The 17,294-nt window shown below is 56.6% G+C and carries 16 protein-coding genes; 6 read left to right on the top strand and 10 right to left on the bottom strand.

Translation table 11 applies throughout. The features are described from left to right. The first annotated feature begins 86 nt into the window (after positions 1-86). A complete protein-coding gene (gene bioA, locus ACLD3P_RS00155) occupies positions 87-1,376 on the top strand; it encodes an adenosylmethionine--8-amino-7-oxononanoate transaminase (protein WP_262961266.1) in 1,290 nt (429 codons plus the stop codon). Positions 1,377-1,433: 57 nt separating this feature from the next. After that, complete coding sequence (locus ACLD3P_RS00150; protein ID WP_000767403.1) at positions 1,434-1,910, top strand: kinase inhibitor; 477 nt, start codon at positions 1,434-1,436, stop codon at positions 1,908-1,910. 84 nt (positions 1,911-1,994) lie between these two features. On the opposite strand, the gene hutH is transcribed toward ACLD3P_RS00150, so the two are convergent. From hutH to hutI, 5 genes are all read right to left on the bottom strand, one after another. Then, positions 1,995-3,515, bottom strand: coding sequence for a histidine ammonia-lyase (gene hutH / locus ACLD3P_RS00145; RefSeq protein WP_411006527.1), 1,521 nt, complete (start codon positions 3,513-3,515; stop codon positions 1,995-1,997). Position 3,516: 1 nt separating this feature from the next. Beyond that, the gene (hutU, locus tag ACLD3P_RS00140; protein ID WP_001115217.1) at positions 3,517-5,202 is read right to left on the bottom strand and encodes a urocanate hydratase; all 1,686 of its coding nucleotides are present in this window, start codon (positions 5,200-5,202) and stop codon (positions 3,517-3,519) included. Between the two features lie 196 nt (positions 5,203-5,398). Continuing rightward, the gene (locus ACLD3P_RS00135; protein WP_076935445.1) at positions 5,399-6,124 is read right to left on the bottom strand and encodes a histidine utilization repressor; all 726 of its coding nucleotides are present in this window, start codon (positions 6,122-6,124) and stop codon (positions 5,399-5,401) included. Positions 6,125-6,168: 44 nt separating this feature from the next. Then, positions 6,169-7,110 carry a formimidoylglutamase gene (gene hutG, locus ACLD3P_RS00130; RefSeq protein ID WP_131046197.1) on the bottom strand — a complete coding sequence of 314 codons (942 nt, stop codon included), beginning with the start codon at positions 7,108-7,110 and terminating at the stop codon, positions 6,169-6,171. Beyond that, the gene (hutI, locus tag ACLD3P_RS00125) at positions 7,107-8,330 is read right to left on the bottom strand and encodes an imidazolonepropionase (protein WP_001249483.1); all 1,224 of its coding nucleotides are present in this window, start codon (positions 8,328-8,330) and stop codon (positions 7,107-7,109) included. Before hutI ends, hutG begins: the two co-directional genes overlap by 4 nt. 237 nt (positions 8,331-8,567) lie before the next feature. Here hutI and ACLD3P_RS00120 point away from each other — a divergent pair, with 237 nt between their 5' ends. Then, positions 8,568-9,851, top strand: coding sequence for a putative acyl-CoA thioester hydrolase (locus tag ACLD3P_RS00120; protein ID WP_411006528.1), 1,284 nt, complete (start codon positions 8,568-8,570; stop codon positions 9,849-9,851). 143 nt (positions 9,852-9,994) lie between these two features. Here ACLD3P_RS00120 and pgl read toward each other — a convergent pair whose 3' ends face one another. Then, entirely contained in the window at positions 9,995-10,990 is a 996-nt protein-coding gene (gene pgl, locus ACLD3P_RS00115; protein ID WP_000815468.1) for a 6-phosphogluconolactonase, read from the bottom strand. Positions 10,991-11,153: 163 nt separating this feature from the next. Here pgl and ACLD3P_RS00110 point away from each other — a divergent pair, with 163 nt between their 5' ends. Beyond that, complete coding sequence (locus ACLD3P_RS00110; protein WP_411006683.1) at positions 11,154-11,972, top strand: pyridoxal phosphatase; 819 nt, start codon at positions 11,154-11,156, stop codon at positions 11,970-11,972. On the opposite strand, the gene modC is transcribed toward ACLD3P_RS00110, so the two are convergent. The 4 genes from modC to ACLD3P_RS00090 all read right to left on the bottom strand — a co-directional run bounded on the left by modC (position 11,973) and on the right by ACLD3P_RS00090 (position 14,813). Beyond that, positions 11,973-13,031 (bottom strand): molybdenum ABC transporter ATP-binding protein ModC, encoded by a 1,059-nt coding sequence (modC, locus tag ACLD3P_RS00105; protein WP_000891710.1) that lies wholly within the window; start codon positions 13,029-13,031, stop codon positions 11,973-11,975. Positions 13,032-13,033: 2 nt separating this feature from the next. Beyond that, positions 13,034-13,723 carry a molybdate ABC transporter permease subunit gene (gene modB / locus ACLD3P_RS00100; protein ID WP_023258605.1) on the bottom strand — a complete coding sequence of 230 codons (690 nt, stop codon included), beginning with the start codon at positions 13,721-13,723 and terminating at the stop codon, positions 13,034-13,036. Further along, positions 13,723-14,496, bottom strand: a complete 774-nt coding sequence (gene modA / locus ACLD3P_RS00095; RefSeq protein ID WP_001522982.1) for a molybdate ABC transporter substrate-binding protein — start codon at positions 14,494-14,496, stop codon at positions 13,723-13,725. The genes modB and modA overlap by 1 nt, the downstream gene beginning before the upstream one ends. 167 nt (positions 14,497-14,663) lie before the next feature. After that, positions 14,664-14,813 carry an AcrZ family multidrug efflux pump-associated protein gene (locus tag ACLD3P_RS00090; RefSeq protein ID WP_000891513.1) on the bottom strand — a complete coding sequence of 50 codons (150 nt, stop codon included), beginning with the start codon at positions 14,811-14,813 and terminating at the stop codon, positions 14,664-14,666. A gap of 128 nt (positions 14,814-14,941) precedes the next feature. Here ACLD3P_RS00090 and modE point away from each other — a divergent pair, with 128 nt between their 5' ends. Both modE and modF read left to right on the top strand, forming a co-directional pair. Next, positions 14,942-15,730, top strand: coding sequence for a molybdenum-dependent transcriptional regulator (gene modE / locus ACLD3P_RS00085; protein ID WP_001147416.1), 789 nt, complete (start codon positions 14,942-14,944; stop codon positions 15,728-15,730). A gap of 67 nt (positions 15,731-15,797) precedes the next feature. Further along, a complete protein-coding gene (modF, locus tag ACLD3P_RS00080; protein WP_131046198.1) occupies positions 15,798-17,273 on the top strand; it encodes a molybdate ABC transporter ATP-binding protein ModF in 1,476 nt (491 codons plus the stop codon). The last annotated feature ends 21 nt before the right edge of the window (positions 17,274-17,294 follow it).

Genomic DNA, 17,294 nt, shown 5'->3' with positions numbered 1-17,294 from the left:
CGGGCTTCTCCAAAATATGTTGTTTGTTTTTGATATGGTGTAGACTCGTAAACCTAAATCTTTTTAATTTGGTTTACAAGTCGATTATGACAACGGACGATCTGGCCTTCGATAAACGCCATATTTGGCATCCTTACACTTCCATGACCTCGCCGCTGCCGGTATATCCCGTTGAGCGGGCCGAAGGCTGCGAGCTGGTTCTCGCCTCGGGCGAACGCCTGATTGAGGGGATGTCCTCCTGGTGGGCGGCCATTCATGGTTATAACCACCCGCAATTGAACGCGGCGATGAAAGCGCAAATTGACGCCATGTCGCATGTCATGTTCGGCGGCATAACCCATCAACCTGCGGTGAATCTGTGCCGTAAGCTGGTCGCGATAACGCCTGAGCAGCTGGAGTGTGTCTTTCTGGCCGACTCCGGTTCGGTGTCGGTAGAAGTGGCCATGAAGATGGCGCTGCAGTACTGGCAGGCGCGGGGCGAATCGCGTCAGCGTTTTCTGACGTTTCGCCACGGTTATCATGGCGACACGTTCGGCGCGATGTCGGTGTGCGATCCGGATAACTCCATGCACAGCTTGTGGAAAGGCTATCTGCCGGAAAATCTGTTCGCACCGGCACCGCAAAGCCGGATGGATGGCGAATGGGATGAAAGCGACATCGCGCCATTTGCCCGCCTGATGGCCGCGCATCGCCATGAAATAGCCGCCGTGATTCTGGAACCTATCGTTCAGGGCGCGGGCGGGATGCGCATATATCATCCACAATGGCTCAGGCGTATTCGTAACATGTGCGATCGCGAAGGCATTCTGCTGATTGCCGATGAAATAGCCACCGGGTTTGGCCGTACCGGCAAACTGTTCGCCTGCGAGCACGCCGGGATCGCGCCGGATATTCTGTGTCTCGGCAAAGCCTTAACCGGCGGCACCATGACCCTCTCAGCAACGCTCACGACACGCCAGGTTGCAGAGACTATTAGCAACGGCGAGGCGGGGTGTTTTATGCATGGCCCGACGTTTATGGGGAATCCGCTGGCCTGCGCCGTCGCCTGCGCCAGCCTGACGCTGCTGGAAAGCGGCGAATGGCGTCAGCAGGTGGCGTCTATCGAGTCTCAGTTACGCGCTGAGTTAGCCCCCGCGCAAAGTTCTCCCTGGGTGGCGGATGTGCGGGTGTTGGGCGCGATTGGGGTGGTTGAAACCACGCATCCGGTCAATATGGCGGCGCTTCAACGCTTCTTCGTCGGGCAAGGCGTCTGGATCAGGCCGTTCGGCAAGCTAATCTACCTGATGCCGCCCTACATTATTCGTCCGGATCAACTGCGCCGTTTGACCCAGGCGGTCAATGACGCGGCACACAATGAAACATTTTTTAGCCATTAATCAGCGGTAAGCGATGCTGCTTCTGGCTACACTTCTGGTGAGTCAAAAGGAGAGCGCATGAAACTTATCAGCAACGATTTGCGCGATGGAGATAAACTTCCTCATCGCCACGTTTTTAACGGTATGGGCTATGATGGCGATAATATTTCGCCGCATTTGGCCTGGGACGACGTGCCGATGGGCACCAAAAGTTTTGTCGTGACCTGTTACGATCCCGACGCGCCGACCGGCTCCGGCTGGTGGCACTGGGTGGTGGTGAACCTCCCGGCGGATACACGCGTACTGACCCAGGGGTTCGGCTCAGGCCTGGTGGCCGTACCAGACGGCGTCATTCAGACGCGTACCGATTTCGGTAAAGCGGGCTACGGCGGCGCGGCGCCGCCTAAAGGGGAAACGCACCGCTATATCTTTACGGTTCACGCACTGGACGTCGAGCGTCTTGACGTTGATGAAGACGCCAGCGGCGCGATGGTCGGCTTTAACGTGCATTTCCATTCGCTCGCCAGCGCCTCGATCACGGCGATGTTCAGTTAAACGCTGTGCCGGATGGCGGCGTAAACGTCTTACCCTGCCAACGGGTTGGGTAAGCCGAATAAGCGCCTTGCCATCCGGCAGCATTCACATAAAGTCCGGCACCAGACGCTGTAACGCGCCTTGCGCCAGCAGCGCCGTCGCACACTCAATATCGGGCGCGAAAAAACGATCCTGCGTATAGTGCGCCACCCGCTCACGCAGTGTCTGCCGCGCCTGTTCCAGTAACGGGCTGGAGGTTAACCCTTCCCGTAAATCTATCCCCTGACAGGCCGCCAGCCACTCCACGGCAATGATGCCGCGGGTATTCGCCGCCATTTCCCAGAGTCGCCGTCCTGCCGCCGGGGCCATTGAGACATGATCTTCCTGATTCGCCGAGGTCGGCAGGCTATCCACGCTGTGCGGGTGCGCCAGCGCTTTATTCTCGCTGGCGAGCGCCGCGGCGGTGACCTGGGCAATCATAAAACCGGAATTAACGCCGCCATTTTTTACCAGGAACGGCGGTAACTGCGACATATGTTTATCCATCATCAGCGCGATGCGCCGCTCCGATAGCGCGCCGATTTCCGCTATCGCCAGCGCCAGATTATCCGCCGCCATGGCAACCGGTTCAGCATGGAAGTTACCGCCGGAGATCACCTCCCCCGCCTCGGCAAAGACCAGCGGATTATCGGACACCGCGTTGGCCTCAGCCAGCAGTACCTCTTTCGTCTGACGTAACTGGGTCAGACAAGCGCCCATTACCTGCGGCTGGCAGCGAAGGGAATACGGGTCCTGAACTTTATGACAGTGGTGATGTGATTCAGCAATGGCGCTGGTATCGGTCAGCAGATGCCGGAACAACCGCGCGACGTCAATTTGCCCCTGTTGTCCGCGCGCGGCATGAATACGCGCATCAAAAGGACGGCGCGATCCCAGCACGGCTTCGGTAGTCAGCGCGCCGCAGACAACGGCGGAGGCAAATAACTCCTGTGCCTCAAACAAACCGCGCAGCGCGAAGGCCGTTGACGCCTGGGTGCCGTTAAGCAGCGCCAGCCCCTCTTTGGCCGCCAGCGCGACAGGCTCCAGTCCGGCCTTTTTTAGCGCCGTCTGCGCCGGAAGCCATTCACCCTGCCAGCGCGCTTTTCCTTCGCCAAGCAGCGTCAGCGACAGATGCGCCAGCGGCGCTAAGTCGCCCGACGCGCCAACCGAGCCTTTTGCCGGAATCAGCGGATACACGCCGGCATTCACCAGAGCGATGAGCGCTTCTATCACGCTCAACCGAATCCCGGAATACCCGCGCGCCAGACTATTGATTTTCAATACCATAATCAGACGCACCATCGCGTCATCCAGTGGGTCGCCTACGCCCGCGGCGTGAGACAGCACCAACGATCGCTGTAGATTTTGCAAGTCTTCATCAGCGATGCGCGTCTGCGCCAGCAGACCGAAACCGGTGTTGATGCCGTAGGCGGTACGCCCTTCGGCAACGATATCATTGACGCACGCGACGCTGGCGTTAATGCCGTCAATGGCGCTGGCGTCCAGCCGAAGCTGTACCGGATGACGCCAGACATCGTACAGTTGAGAGAGGCTTAACTGCCCCGGAGTGAGTGTCATGGTGTTCATATCAGCCTTTCCCCTGCGTCGCCGCAACCATCGGTAAATTCAGACCTTGCTCAACAGCGCATTCCACCGCGAGATCATATCCGGCATCGGCATGGCGCATGACGCCCGTCGCCGGATCATTGTGTAACACGCGGCGAATACGCGCGGCGGCCTCGTCAGTGCCATCACAGACAATCACCATACCGGCGTGTTGCGAAAAACCCATCCCCACCCCGCCGCCATGATGGAGCGATACCCATGTTGCCCCGCTGGCGGTATTCAGCAATGCATTTAACAGCGGCCAGTCGGAAACCGCGTCGGAACCGTCGCGCATCGCTTCGGTTTCACGGTTAGGGCTGGCGACAGAACCGGAATCCAGGTGATCGCGGCCAATCACAATGGGCGCGGATACCTCGCCGCAACGCACCATTTCGTTGAACGCCAGTCCCAGTTTTTGCCGCCACTCCAGGCCTACCCAGCAGATACGCGCCGGTAGCCCCTGAAAATGAATGCGCTCGCGCGCCATATCCAGCCAGTGATGCAGATGTTTATCCTCAGCCACTATCTCTTTGACTTTGGCATCGGTTTTATAGATATCCTGCGGATCGCCGGACAGCGCCACCCAGCGAAACGGCCCGATGCCACGACAGAACAGCGGACGAATATAGGCTGGCACAAATCCCGGAAAATCAAAGGCGTTTTCCACCCCCATCTCTTTCGCCATCTGGCGAATATTGTTGCCATAGTCAAAGGTCGGCACGCCCATTTGACTGAACGCCAGCATCGCCCGAACATGCGCCGCCATGGAACGTTTCGCTGCCTGCATCGTCCCGTGGGGATCGGATTGCGCGTTTTTCTGATACTCCTCCCAGCGCCAGCCGGAGGGTAAATAGCCATGTAGCGGATCGTGGGCGCTGGTCTGATCGGTCACCAGGTCCGGGCGCACGCCGCGATTAACCAGTTCCGGCAGGATATCCGCCGCGTTCGCGCACAGGGCGACGGACACGGCTTTCCCCTCGCGGGTGTAGCGCGTAATGCGGGCCAACGCGTCATCCAGCGTGGCGGCCTGCTCATCCACGTAGCGAGTACGCAGACGAAAATCGATACGGCTTTGCTGGCATTCAATCGTCAGCGAACACGCTCCGGCCAGCGTCGCGGCTAGCGGTTGCGCGCCGCCCATGCCGCCCAGCCCGGCGGTCAGCACCCAGCGTCCCGCCAGCGTGCCGTTATAGTGCTGACGCCCCGCCTCGACAAAGGTTTCGTATGTTCCCTGCACGATTCCCTGGCTGCCGATATAAATCCAGCTTCCGGCCGTCATTTGACCGTACATCGCCAGCCCTTTCGCATCCAGTTCGTTAAAGTGTTCCCATGTCGCCCAGTGGGGAACCAGGTTGGAGTTGGCGATTAATACCCGCGGCGCGTTGTCGTGCGTTTTAAATACGCCGACCGGTTTGCCAGACTGAATAAGCAACGTTTCGTCCGCCTCCAGCCGGGTGAGCGCATCAACAATAGCGTCATAGCATTCCCAGTTGCGCGCGGCGCGACCAATCCCGCCGTAGACCACCAGCTCATGCGGATTTTCCGCCACGTCAGGATCGAGATTATTCATTAACATCCGCAGCGGGGCTTCTGTCAGCCAGCTTTTCGCCGTTAATACCGTGCCTCGGGGCGCGCGGATAGTCTGCTGACGATACTTGCTTTCAGGCATAGCAATGACTCCTCATTATTATCGGTCTGCCATCGCCAAATAACGCTAAAACGCCACTATCAGGCACCGCCGCAGACCCACAGATAAGAATCAGACATATACTTGTCTATACAAGTAAGCACAAGAATAGAATTAACAAAAATGATACAATTTTGTTATATTGTGTCAGCAATCACGTTTTCCGGCAGCAGTCCGCTCAGGAGATAAACCGTCCCTGTAGCCGATAGCGCGACCCGGGGAAAAGTAAGCGGGCGTGAGAAACAATCCGCGACGCGGACCAGGTTGTACGACGAATGAGCAGACAAGGCTCATGCTCTTTGATAGTTAACCACGCGCACTCTTGCGCCGTGGCGCGCACCGCCTCCACAATATGTTCCCCTTCCGTTAGCGGCGCGATCCGCGACAAATAAGCGTGCGGCGTGGTCTGACGGTAATCCTGCGCCAGGTAATCCACGGCAATATCCGCGTTCACGCAGCGATCTTCAATTTGTACCGGCAGATCGTTTTCATAATGCACCATGATGGAATGGAAAATGACATCGCTCTCATTGACGTTGAGAGCGCTGGCCTGGATGGCGTTTGCCCGCACGCGCTCCAGCGTGAGCACCTCACAACGATGCTGATGACGGCGGGCGGCAATCTCCTCGGCGATACTGCGGACTTCAAACAGCGCGGACTGGCCTTTTGGTTCGGCGACAAACGTCCCCACACCCTGTAAACGCACCAGCCACCCTTCATCCGTCAACTCACGCAGCGCCCGGTTGATGGTCATTCGGCTAAAGCCATACTGGGCGACCAGTTCTGCTTCCGACGGAATGCGATCGTGCGGCTGCCAGACGCCGCCGGCTATTTTTTTACAGATGTCCTGTTTCACCGTTTCGTAAAAAGGCGCAGGCGCAGAACGGGAGCGGGATGAATACATGCGTGAAGCCTTCCTTATGCGGAGAGTGTTTTGCGGATGACAGATTAACGCCACCAGTGCGCGATTTGCCAGCCAAGCCGCGCCGCCACGCGCGCCGCTGCGCCATCGTCATCAAAGCGTGGATTAAACTCAACCAGATCCGCCGCCTGTAATTTTCCGCTGCGGCAAACCGGCTCAATTAAACGCAGAACCTGTATCAGCGGCACGCCCAGCGCTGCGGGAGCGGAGACGGCCGGCATTTCCCAGACAGGCAATACGTCGAGATCGATAGTCAGATAAATTTTATCCACCTTGTCAATAAACTGCGTCATCTGCGCCAGCGCGTCATGGCAGTCCAGATCCTCCACCACGGTAACATTCCGCCACTGCGCTTCCCGCCACAACGCCTGCGTATTCGCCGCACGGCTCACGCCGAAACAGGCATAATGAAACGCGCGGCTCTGCGCGTCGCATAGCTGCGCCAGTTGACGAAACGGCGTACCGGATGTTGCCCGGTCGGTCTGACGGAGATCCAAATGCGCATCAAGATTAATGATCCCTACGCTTTCCTGCGCAAACGCGTCCAGCACCCCCGCGCCGTGTCCAAACGCGGTTTCATGCCCGCCGCCCAGTACCAGCGTGCGCATCCCGGCCCGCAGACAGCGGCTTACCGCATTGCGCAAGGCCTGCTGCGCGCCTTCCAGATCGGGCGTCGGCGCAACCCAATTGCCTAAATCCACCAGCCGTTCATGTCCCTGGTGGCTGGCCATATTCGCCAGCGCTTTACGCAACGCGTCCGGGCCGCCTGCCGCGCCGGGACGACCTGCATTGCGTTTTACCCCCTCGTCGCAGGCAAATCCCATTAACGCGATCTTTTGCTGCCAGTTTTCGGGGGAAAAGGTCTCGCTGCGCGTGACGGTCTGAAACAGACGCCGCGCATCCGGCGCTTCTATACTGTCATCGCGCCCCTGCCAGAGCGCCGGAGAAGCCGGATACCATTGCGTCATGAGATTTGTCCTCTGTATACCCGCTGATATAAAGGGTTACGCCCCGGCTCATACACTATCTCTACCGGCTGTTCAGCATCCCACACCACAAAATCCGCCCGGTAGCCGGCCCTGATCTGCCCATGCGTCGCCTGTCTTCCCAGCGCGCGAGCGGCATGGCGCGTAACGCCCGCCCATGCCTCTTCCGGCGTCAGACCAAACTGTACGCAGGCCATATTCATCGCCAGATGCAAACTGCAAAACGGGCTGGTGCCGGGATTGAAATCGCTGGCGACGGCGACAGGCACCTGATAGCGGCGCAGCAGTTCTACCGGCGGGCGCTGCGTCTCGCGCAGAAAATAAAACGCGCCGGGCAATAATACGCCGACAGTACCGCCGTCACGCATCGCCGCGACGCCCGCTTCATCAAGATATTCGATATGATCCGCCGATAAACCCTGATAACGACTCACCAGCTGCGCGCCGCCCAACAGCGAAAGCTGCTCAACATGGCCTTTAACGGGAATACCTAACGCCTTCGCCGTCTGCAACACGCGCTCACTCTGGGCCACATTAAAGCCGACGCTCTCGCAAAAGAGGTCTACCGCATCAAATAACCCTTTTTGCCAGAGCTGCGGAATCATCGTCTCGCAGACCAGAGTGATGTAGCCGTCCGGGTCGTCACGATACTCCGCTGGCGTAGCATGAGCGGCCAATAGCGTGGGGCTAATGTCGATAGCGTTTTCGGCGGCAAGTTTTGCAGCGACGCGCAACAGCTTTTCTTCTGTCGCCAGCTCCAGGCCATAGCCGGATTTAATCTCCAGCAGCGTAACGCCTTCGCTAGCAAGGCGCATCATGCGTTCGCGCGCCAGCAGGTAGAGCGTCTCCTCCGCACAGGCGCGGGTTGCTGATACCGTCGCGTTAATGCCGCCGCCCTGAGCGCTAATATGCTGGTATGACGCGCCGTTAAGCCGCTGCTCCCACTCTGCGGCGCGGTTACCGGCAAACACCAGATGCGTGTGGCAATCGATAAGTCCCGGGGTTACCAGTCGTCCCTGCATATCATGGATATTGTCCCCACTGACAGGAAGCTGCGTCTCTGGCACGATATCGCAAATATGCCCTTCGCGTACAATCAGCGCCTGGTTATCCACCAGCCCGTACGGGGCTTGCCGCTGCGGGTCCATTGTCGCCAGCCTGATGTTTCGCCAGACAGTATCGCCCGGTAAAAGTTGCCGCATTCCTGTCGCTCTCTTGCCTGTCATGAGTTGTATAGACATTTATTTTCTTTCTGCTTCGGATTGTCAACTCAAAGCGCGAAAGTTGTTGCTTAATTGTGATAAAACTATCTGATGCTACAGGTGTTTCCAGCCTGAAAAGGAACTTTTTACCTTTTCGCCTTCCCGTTTCGTTCAACTTAGTATAAAAAAGCAGGCTTCAATGGATGTCATTTAACTTTTTCAAGCCCGGAGCAACCTGTGAATACATTATCGGTTTCCCGTCTGGCGCTGGCACTGGCTTTTGGCGTGACGCTGAGCGCCTGTAGCTCTACGCCACCCGATCAGATCCCTTCCGATCAAACCGCGCCTGGCACCGCCTCGCGCCCAATTCTGTCGGCAAATGAAGCGAAAAACTTCGTTGCGGCGCGCTATTTTGCCTCCCTGACGCCGAATACCGCCCCGTGGTCGCCGTCGCCGATTACCCTGCCCGCACAGCCTGACTTTGTGGTGGGGCCGGCAGGTACGCCAGGCGTTACGCACACCTCAATTCAGGCCGCGGTCGATGCGGCAATGGTTAAACGCACGAACAAACGCCAGTACATTGCTATTATGCCGGGCGACTATCAGGGGACCGTGTATGTTCCCGCCGCGCCGGGAAGTCTGACCCTGTACGGGACCGGTGAAAAACCGATCGATGTGAAAATTGGGATGGCGATTGATGGTGAAATGAGTGTCGCTGACTGGCGCCGCGCGGTGAATCCCGGCGGGAAATATATGCCTGGTAAACCCGCCTGGTATATGTTCGATAACTGCCAAAGCAAACACGCCGCGACGATCGGTGTGATGTGTTCTGCCGCGTTCTGGTCGCAGAATAACGGTCTGCAGCTACAAAATCTGACCATCGAGAACACGCTGGGCGACAGTGTCGATGCCGGAAACCATCCGGCGGTGGCGCTGCGTACCGATGGCGACAAAGTCCAGATTAACAAGGTCAATATCCTTGGCCGCCAGAACACCTTCTTTGTGACCAACAGCGGCGTGCAGAACCGTCTGCAAACCGATCGCCAGCCACGTACGCTGGTGACGAACAGCTATATTGAAGGCGATGTGGACATGGTTTCCGGACGCGGCGCCGTGGTGTTCGATAACACCAACTTCCAGGTCGTCAACTCCCGCACACAGCAGGAAGCCTACGTTTTCGCCCCGGCGACGCTGTCCAATATTTACTATGGCTTTTTGGCGATCAACAGCCGCTTTAATGCCTCCGGCGATGGCGTTGCGCAGCTTGGCCGCTCGCTGGATGTCGACGCCAACACCAACGGTCAGGTAGTGATCCGCGACAGCGTGATTAACGAGGGCTTCAACGTTGCCAAACCGTGGGCCGACGCGGTCATCTCGAAACGTCCGTTTGCCGGAAATACGGGAACCGTGGATGACAAAGACGAGGTGCAGCGTAATCTGAACGACACTAACTACAACCGCATGTGGGAATACAACAACCGCGGTGTAGGCAGTAAAGTGGTGACGGAACCTAAGCAGTAATCGCCGTTCCGGTTCAGGCTTATAAACGGGCCGCCGCAGCAGATGTGGCGGCCCGTGGTTTTACTGCAAGCAATGTTTATTGAACTTAATCAGGCATCCCGCCTTGATGAGCTCCAGCCCGCCGCCCTCCGGCACACAGCGCTTTAGTACGCGTTCACTACAACCCACATTGGCCCCTGGCCGACGGCATAACGGCCTTTTTCCGTCAGCAACCCCTGAGTGCCCGTAATTTCATAGACCGCGATATGATGTGATTTTTGACCCGCAGCAATCAGGTATTTTCCGCTATTGTCGATATTAAAGCCGCGCGGTTGGGCTTCCGTCGGCTGGAAGCCTTCAACGCTCAGTACGCTGCCGTCTTCGGAGACACTAAAGACGGTAATCAGACTGGCGGTGCGGTCACAGGCATACAGATGCCGTCCATCCGGCGTAATATGAATATCCGCCGCCCAACGGGTATCGGAAAAATCGGCGGGCATCATATCCAGGGTTTGTACGCACTCTATCTCGCCATGCGGATTTTTAAGCTGCCAGACATCCACCGAACTGTTCAGTTCATTGACGCAATACGCATATTGTCGATTCGGGTGGAAGACCATATGACGCGGGCCTGCCCCTTCGACTGTATTTACTTCCGCCGGCTCCTGGGCCACCAGATGGCCGTCATCGCTTAGCGTAAACAGACAAATGCGATCCTGTTTTAGCGCAGGCACCCACAGGGTACGGTTATCAGGCGTAATATTTGCCGAGTGGCAGCCGTCCAGCCCTTCCACCACATCCACCAGCTCAACCGGCAGACCATCCTGTAAGCGCGTCACGCTGACATTACCGGCGTTATACGATCCGACAAAGACAAAACGACCATGATGATCGGTAGAAATATGGGTCGGGCTACCCGGCAGGGCGGATTCGGCGGCAAACGTCAGCGCGCCATCATCCGGCGCAATACGATACGCCAGGACACGAAACTCCGGGCGCACGCCGACATAGAGGTAGCGTTTATCCGGACTGACCACCATCGGCTGAACCTGACCGGGCACATCCACGACCTGCACCAGCGTCAGCGTCCCTTCGTGGTTCAGGCTCCAGACGTGAATTTGCTGACTCTCAGGGCTGGCGGTATAGACTGTTTGTTTCATGAATACTCCTTTGCATATGGCATGTAGCTGCAATAACAGGACACAGCTTAACGTAGTCGCTTTTGACGGCGAATGCTGAATTCAGACGCAGAATTTTGTCTGCTTACCGTCCCGGTGTACCATGCCGACAGACGGAATTATTACTCTTAATCTGGAAAAAATTATGACTGCACGCGTGATTGCCCTCGATTTAGACGGAACGTTATTAACCCCGCATAAAACCTTACTCCCCTCCTCGCTTGATGCGCTATCACGCGCCAAAGAGGCTGGCTTTCAACTTATCATTGTCACTGGTCGCCATCACGTTGCTATTCATCCTTTTTATCAGGCGCTGGCGCTGGAAACACCTGCTATTTGCTGCAACGGCACCTATTTGTATGATTATCAATCTAAAACTGTCCTGGATGCCGATCCTATGCCCGTGGATAAGGCGTTGCAGTTGATTGATTTACTGGATGAGCATCAGATTCACGGCCTGATGTATGTTGATGACGCTATGCTTTACGAACACCCAACCGGTCACGTCGTGCGTACCTCCCGGTGGGCGCAGACCTTGCCGCCGGAGCAACGTCCGACCTTTACACAGGTTTCTTCGTTAGCGCAGGCGGCGCGCGACGTGAGTGCCGTGTGGAAGTTTGCGCTTACCGATGAAGATATTCCCAAGCTACAGCGGTTCGGTCAGCATGTTGAACAGGCGCTTGGTCTGGAGTGCGAATGGTCATGGCACGATCAGGTGGATATCGCGCGCAAAGGCAACAGTAAAGGCAAGCGCCTTACCCAGTGGATAGAAGCGCAGGGAGGGTCAATGAAGAATGTGATCGCTTTCGGCGATAACTACAACGACATCAGTATGCTGGAGGCGGCAGGCACCGGCGTTGCGATGGGCAACGCCGATGAGGCGGTGAAAGCGCGCGCTGACGTTGTGATCGGCGATAACACTACCGATAGCATCGCCAAATTTATTTACACCCACCTGCTATAGTCAGGCGGTGATAGAAACGCTTTTCACCTGCGCGTAAAGCCACAGGCCAGGCTTGATATTCAGCTCATCCCTGGCCCACGGGCTTATTCGCGCCCACAGCGTTCTGCCGCCTATCTCAAGCTGGACTTCCACCTGTCCGTTATCGTCATAACAATTCGCCACTTTTGCCCGCAATACGTTGCGGATACTGGTCTGCTGCGGCGGCTGTAGTACCAGCGAGACATCCGACGCCTGTATACGAATACGCAGTGTGGATTGCAGCGGCTGATTGAGTTTATTTACCCACAGGTGCTGGTCGCCAAGCGCCAGAGCGGTCATGGCATAATGCGGGTGATGCTCCAGCACGCTGACTTTCAGAATACTGCTCTGTTGCTCTTTCGGCAGCCACGGGTGCATAACGCTGCTTCCCCAGACTTCTTCCAGCGGGCCAAACGCTTTAACCTGTCCATCCTCCAGCACCATGACTTTATCCGCCAGGTGGAGAATTTCATCGAGAGAATGGCTGACATACAGCATGGGAATATTGATTTCTCGCGCCAGCCGTTGCAGGTACGGCAGTAATTCGCGTTTACGCGGGATATCCAGCGAGGCCAACGGTTCGTCCAACAGCAGCAACTCCGGGGCGGTGAGCAATGCCCGGCCTATCGCTACGCGCTGTTTTTCTCCGCCGGACAAGCTCCCCGGCAGGCGATCAAGCAACGCTTCAATTCCCAGCAGCGACACCAGCTTATCAAACTGGCCGGTCATGCTTTTCGCCATGCCGTAGCGCAAATTGCCGCGTACTTTGTAATGGGGGAACAGGCGCGCATCCTGGAAAACATAACCGATGCGGCGCTTTTCCGGCGTTAAACAGATACCGTTTTCCGCGTCATGCAACACCCGGCCATTCAGCGCGATGCGTCCTTTTTGCGGGCGAGTCAAACCGCTGATGGCATTAATCAGCGAGGTTTTTCCCGCGCCGGAGACGCCAAAGATAGCCGTGATCCCACTGGCTGGCAGCGTTTCGTTGAGGGTTAAACAGTGCGTTCCCAGCGTCTGGGAAAAATTAAGCTCCAGCATGGTTAGCGCCCCGTCCGTTCACGGCTCATCCGCGCCAGCCATTCAGAAATCAACAGCGAAATCAGCGCTAATACAATCGAAATCACGCACAGCCTCGCCGCCGCGCTCTCCCCGCCAGGCGTCTGGATCAAGGTATACATGGCGGAAGGTATGGTGCGGGTTTCGCCCGGAATATTGGAAACAAAGGTAATGGTCGCGCCAAATTCGCCAAGCGAACGGGCAAACGCCAGCACCGTACCGACAATAATGCCTGGCAGGGTAAGCGGTAAGGTGATAGTCAGAAAAACGCGCCAGCGCCCGGCGCCCAGCGTTCTGGCGGCCTGTTCGAGCTTGATATCCACCCCCTCCAGCGCCAGCCGAATGGCCCGCACCATCAGCGGGAAGGACATCACCGCCGCCGCCAGCACGGCGCCGCGCCAGCTAAAGGCAAACGTGAGACCGAACCAGTCATACAGCCACTGGCCAATAAACCCGCGTCGCCCCATCGACACCAGCAGCAGATAGCCGACCACCACCGGCGGCAGCACCAGCGGCAGATGCAGGACACTATCAAGTAAGGCTTTGCCCGGAAACCGGCATCGCACCAGTAACCAGGCAAAAAAGATCCCAAACGGCAGGCTAAACAGCACGGCCAGGGAAGACACTTTCAGGCTAAGAAGGACAGCCTGCCATTCTGGATCGGTCAGTATCATTACTTCGTCGTAAATCCATAACGTTTAAAGATTGCCGAGGCCTGCGGTCCTTTCAGGTAATCATAGAACGCGCTGACGGCCGCATTTTTATGCCCCTCCACGATAGCGATGGGGTATTCCACTTTTTTATGTGAATCTTCCGGGAACGTCGCCACCACGTTGACCCCTTTGCTGGCGACCGCATCAGAACCGTATACAATGCCCAAAGGCGCTTCGTTACGTTCGACCAGCGCCAACGCGCCGCGCACATCCTCGCCCGGCGCCAGTTTCGGTTCAAGCGTTTGCCATGCGCCCAACTTTTGCAGCGCTTCTTTGGCATAAATTCCCGCCGGTACGTGTTGCGGATCGCCCACCGCCAGACGCCCGCCGTTCAGCAGACGAATCCAGTCCGTTTTGTTGTCGATGGTAAACGGTTTCTGCTCGCTGGCTTTCGGCGCTACCACCACCAGGCTATTGCCAAGCAATGTTTCGCGCGTCGTGGTATCCACCGCTTTTTTATCGGCTGCGTAATCCATCCATTTCTGGTCAGCAGAGATGAACAGATCCGCCGGCGCGCCCGCTTCTATCTGGCGCGCCAGCGTTGAAGAGGAGGCGAATGAGGAAACCACATCCACATTTTTCTCTTTTTTATATTCTGCCGCAATGTCTTGCATCGCGTTCGTTAGCGACGCGGCGGCGAATACGGTGATCTTGCCTTCATCCGCCAGCGCATGACCAGCGATGACGAAAGATAATGTCGCCCCTGCGACCAGGCGTAACCAGGAATGCGCCATCTGTAACTCCTTGTGCGTTTCGTTATGTAATCGACAATATAACGATAATCTCAGGGGTTTCCCAGCGGTTATTCATACCCATTAACGATTAAACACAGAAAATATCGGCAGGAAAAGCAGGATCTTGAGTAAACAAAAACGCCCGACTGAGCGGGCGTTTGGGGAAATCAGCGGTTCTGTCTGGACTGGTCTTTCTGACCGATACCGGAAAAAATGTTGAACACCTCACCCAGACCGTAAATCAGACCGAGGATGATGGCCATCACTACCGGTACCATGATGACGGCGAATACCAGACTTTTTAATAACTCTAACATGGGCAACTCCAGATATAGTCCTTTTTGTATTTTAACCGCATCACACAGAAAAGCACTCCCCTTTTGTGCGGTCGGCTTTGCGCTGACGCGCTTTTCAGTCACAATAGTCTTTTTACCAGGAGCTGGTTATGCAGGCCGAAATCCTTCTTACCCTGAAACTTCAGCAAAAGCTTTTTGCCGATCCCCGACGTATCTCTCTGCTGAAACACATTGCGCTTTCCGGCTCGATTAGTCAGGGCGCGAAAGACGCGGGAATCAGCTATAAGAGCGCCTGGGATGCGATAAACGACATGAACCAGCTTAGTGAACATATGCTGGTTGAACGCGCAACGGGCGGCAAAGGCGGCGGCGGCGCGGTATTAACCCGCTATGGTCAGCGTCTGATCCAGCTTTACGATTTGCTGGGCCAAATTCAGCAAAAAGCGTTCGATGTGTTAAGCGACGATGACGCCCTGCCGCTTGACAGTCTGCTGGCCGCTATCTCCCGCTTTTCACTGCAAACCAGCGCCCGAAATCAGTGGTTCGGCACCATTACCGCCCGCGATCGCGATCAGGTGCAACAGCATGTCGATGTGCTGCTGGCCGACGGCAAAACGCGGCTCAAAGTCGCGCTGACGGCGCAAAGCGGCGAGCGTCTCGGCCTGGAGGAAGGTAAAGAAGTGCTGATCCTGCTAAAAGCGCCGTGGGTTGGCATTACCCGGGATGCAGCCGTTGCGCGCGCCGCTGACAATCAGTTGTCGGGAACGATCAGCCATATCGAGCGCGGCGCGGAACAGTGTGAAGTGTTGATGGCGCTGCCGGACGGCCAGACGCTGTGCGCCACGATACCGACTGCGGATGCCGCCACGTTAAAGGAAGGCGATGACGTGATTGCCTGGTTTAATGCGGACAGAGTGATTATTGCAACGTTGTGCTAAGCACATTGACATCCGTTGCCGAAAGACGTATCCCTGTCATTCATCGCTGCAAAAAATGGGATGCAAAATGTCATCGTTGCAAATTTCGCAAGGCACGTTTCGTCTGAGCGATACAAAAACACTTCATCTGGATTCGCTGACGCTCAATGCGGGCGATAGCTGGGCATTCGTTGGGGCTAACGGGAGCGGGAAGTCGGCGCTCGCCCGCGCGCTGGCGGGTGAACTGCCATTATTAACAGGCGAGCGCCAGTGTCAGTTTACCCGCATTACTCGTCTGTCCTTTGAACAATTGCAAAAGCTGGTCAGCGATGAGTGGCAACGTAATAACACCGATATGCTCAGTCCTGGCGAAGACGATACCGGGCGCACTACCGCGGAAATTATTCAGGATGATGTTCACCATCCTGCCCGCTGTGCGATGCTGGCGCAGCAGTTCGGCATTTCCGCTTTACTCAACAGGCGTTTTAAATACCTTTCTACCGGCGAGACGCGAAAAGCGCTGCTGTGTCAGGCGCTGATGTCTGAGCCGGAGTTATTGATCCTTGATGAACCGTTCGACGGGCTTGACGTGACCGCCCGTCAACAACTGGCGCAACGCCTGACGGCGTTGAACCAGGCGGGTATTACCCTGGCGCTGGTACTCAACCGTTTTGATGAGATCCCGGACTTCGTGCAGTTTGCCGGCGTGCTTGCCGACTGTACGCTGGCGGAGACCGGAACGACGACAGAGTTACTGCAACGGGCGTTGGTCGCTCAACTCGCGCACAGCGAGCGTCTGACCGACGTACAATTACCCGAACCGGACGAACCTTCCGCCCGCCATGCGTTACCCGATGGCGAACCACGGATCGTACTTAACGATGGCGTAGTCTCGTATAACGATCGCCCTATCCTCCACCACCTAAGCTGGCGAGTCAATCCGGGCGAACACTGGCAGATCGTCGGTCCTAACGGAGCGGGTAAGTCTACGTTGCTTAGCCTTATTACTGGCGATCATCCGCAAGGCTACAGCAACGATCTTACGCTGTTCGGGCGGCGGCGAGGAAGCGGCGAAACAATCTGGGATATCAAAAAACATATCGGCTACGTCAGCAGCAGTTTACATCTGGATTACCGCGTCAGTACCACGGTACGCAATGTCATTCTCTCCGGCTATTTCGATTCTATCGGCATTTACCAGGCCGTTTCAGACAGGCAACGAAAACTGGCGCAACAGTGGCTGGATATTCTGGGAATCGATAAGCGTACGGCGGATGCCCCCTTCCACAGTCTCTCCTGGGGACAGCAGCGGCTGGCGCTGATCGTGCGCGCGCTGGTTAAGCATCCGACAGTGTTGATTCTGGATGAGCCGCTGCAAGGGTTGGACCCGCTGAACCGCCAACTGGTACGCCGTTTTGTAGATGTATTAATTCGCCAGGGAGAGACTCAGCTGCTGTTCGTTTCCCATCATGCAGAGGATGCGCCTGCCTGTATTACCCACCGGCTGGAATTTGTACCAGAGGGCGAACGTTATAAGTACGTTTCCGGACGATGCAATAATTAAATGTATTATCAGAATGGCGCT

The sequence above is a fragment of the Salmonella sp. 741265073_HBA genome, from assembly GCF_046569105.1.
In the GTDB taxonomy this organism is placed as follows: Bacteria; Pseudomonadota; Gammaproteobacteria; order Enterobacterales; family Enterobacteriaceae; genus Salmonella; species Salmonella enterica.
Note: the sequence above shows the minus strand (reverse complement) of the source record. Positions and strands in the feature narration are given on the sequence as shown.

Coding starts and splice junctions, on each gene's coding strand:
- hutH (WP_411006527.1), bottom strand. CDS start 3,515: ATGAACACCATGACACTCACTCCGGGGCAGTTAAGCCTCTCTCAACTG.
- hutG (WP_131046197.1), bottom strand. CDS start 7,110: ATGACGCAATGGTATCCGGCTTCTCCGGCGCTCTGGCAGGGGCGCGAT.
- hutU (WP_001115217.1), bottom strand. CDS start 5,202: ATGCCTGAAAGCAAGTATCGTCAGCAGACTATCCGCGCGCCCCGAGGC.
- ACLD3P_RS00150 (WP_000767403.1), top strand. CDS start 1,434: ATGAAACTTATCAGCAACGATTTGCGCGATGGAGATAAACTTCCTCAT.
- modB (WP_023258605.1), bottom strand. CDS start 13,723: ATGATACTGACCGATCCAGAATGGCAGGCTGTCCTTCTTAGCCTGAAA.
- modC (WP_000891710.1), bottom strand. CDS start 13,031: ATGCTGGAGCTTAATTTTTCCCAGACGCTGGGAACGCACTGTTTAACC.
- ACLD3P_RS00135 (WP_076935445.1), bottom strand. CDS start 6,124: ATGTATTCATCCCGCTCCCGTTCTGCGCCTGCGCCTTTTTACGAAACG.
- modA (WP_001522982.1), bottom strand. CDS start 14,496: ATGGCGCATTCCTGGTTACGCCTGGTCGCAGGGGCGACATTATCTTTC.
- bioA (WP_262961266.1), top strand. CDS start 87: ATGACAACGGACGATCTGGCCTTCGATAAACGCCATATTTGGCATCCT.
- pgl (WP_000815468.1), bottom strand. CDS start 10,990: ATGAAACAAACAGTCTATACCGCCAGCCCTGAGAGTCAGCAAATTCAC.
- modE (WP_001147416.1), top strand. CDS start 14,942: ATGCAGGCCGAAATCCTTCTTACCCTGAAACTTCAGCAAAAGCTTTTT.
- modF (WP_131046198.1), top strand. CDS start 15,798: ATGTCATCGTTGCAAATTTCGCAAGGCACGTTTCGTCTGAGCGATACA.
- ACLD3P_RS00110 (WP_411006683.1), top strand. CDS start 11,154: ATGACTGCACGCGTGATTGCCCTCGATTTAGACGGAACGTTATTAACC.
- ACLD3P_RS00090 (WP_000891513.1), bottom strand. CDS start 14,813: ATGTTAGAGTTATTAAAAAGTCTGGTATTCGCCGTCATCATGGTACCG.
- hutI (WP_001249483.1), bottom strand. CDS start 8,330: ATGCGGCAACTTTTACCGGGCGATACTGTCTGGCGAAACATCAGGCTG.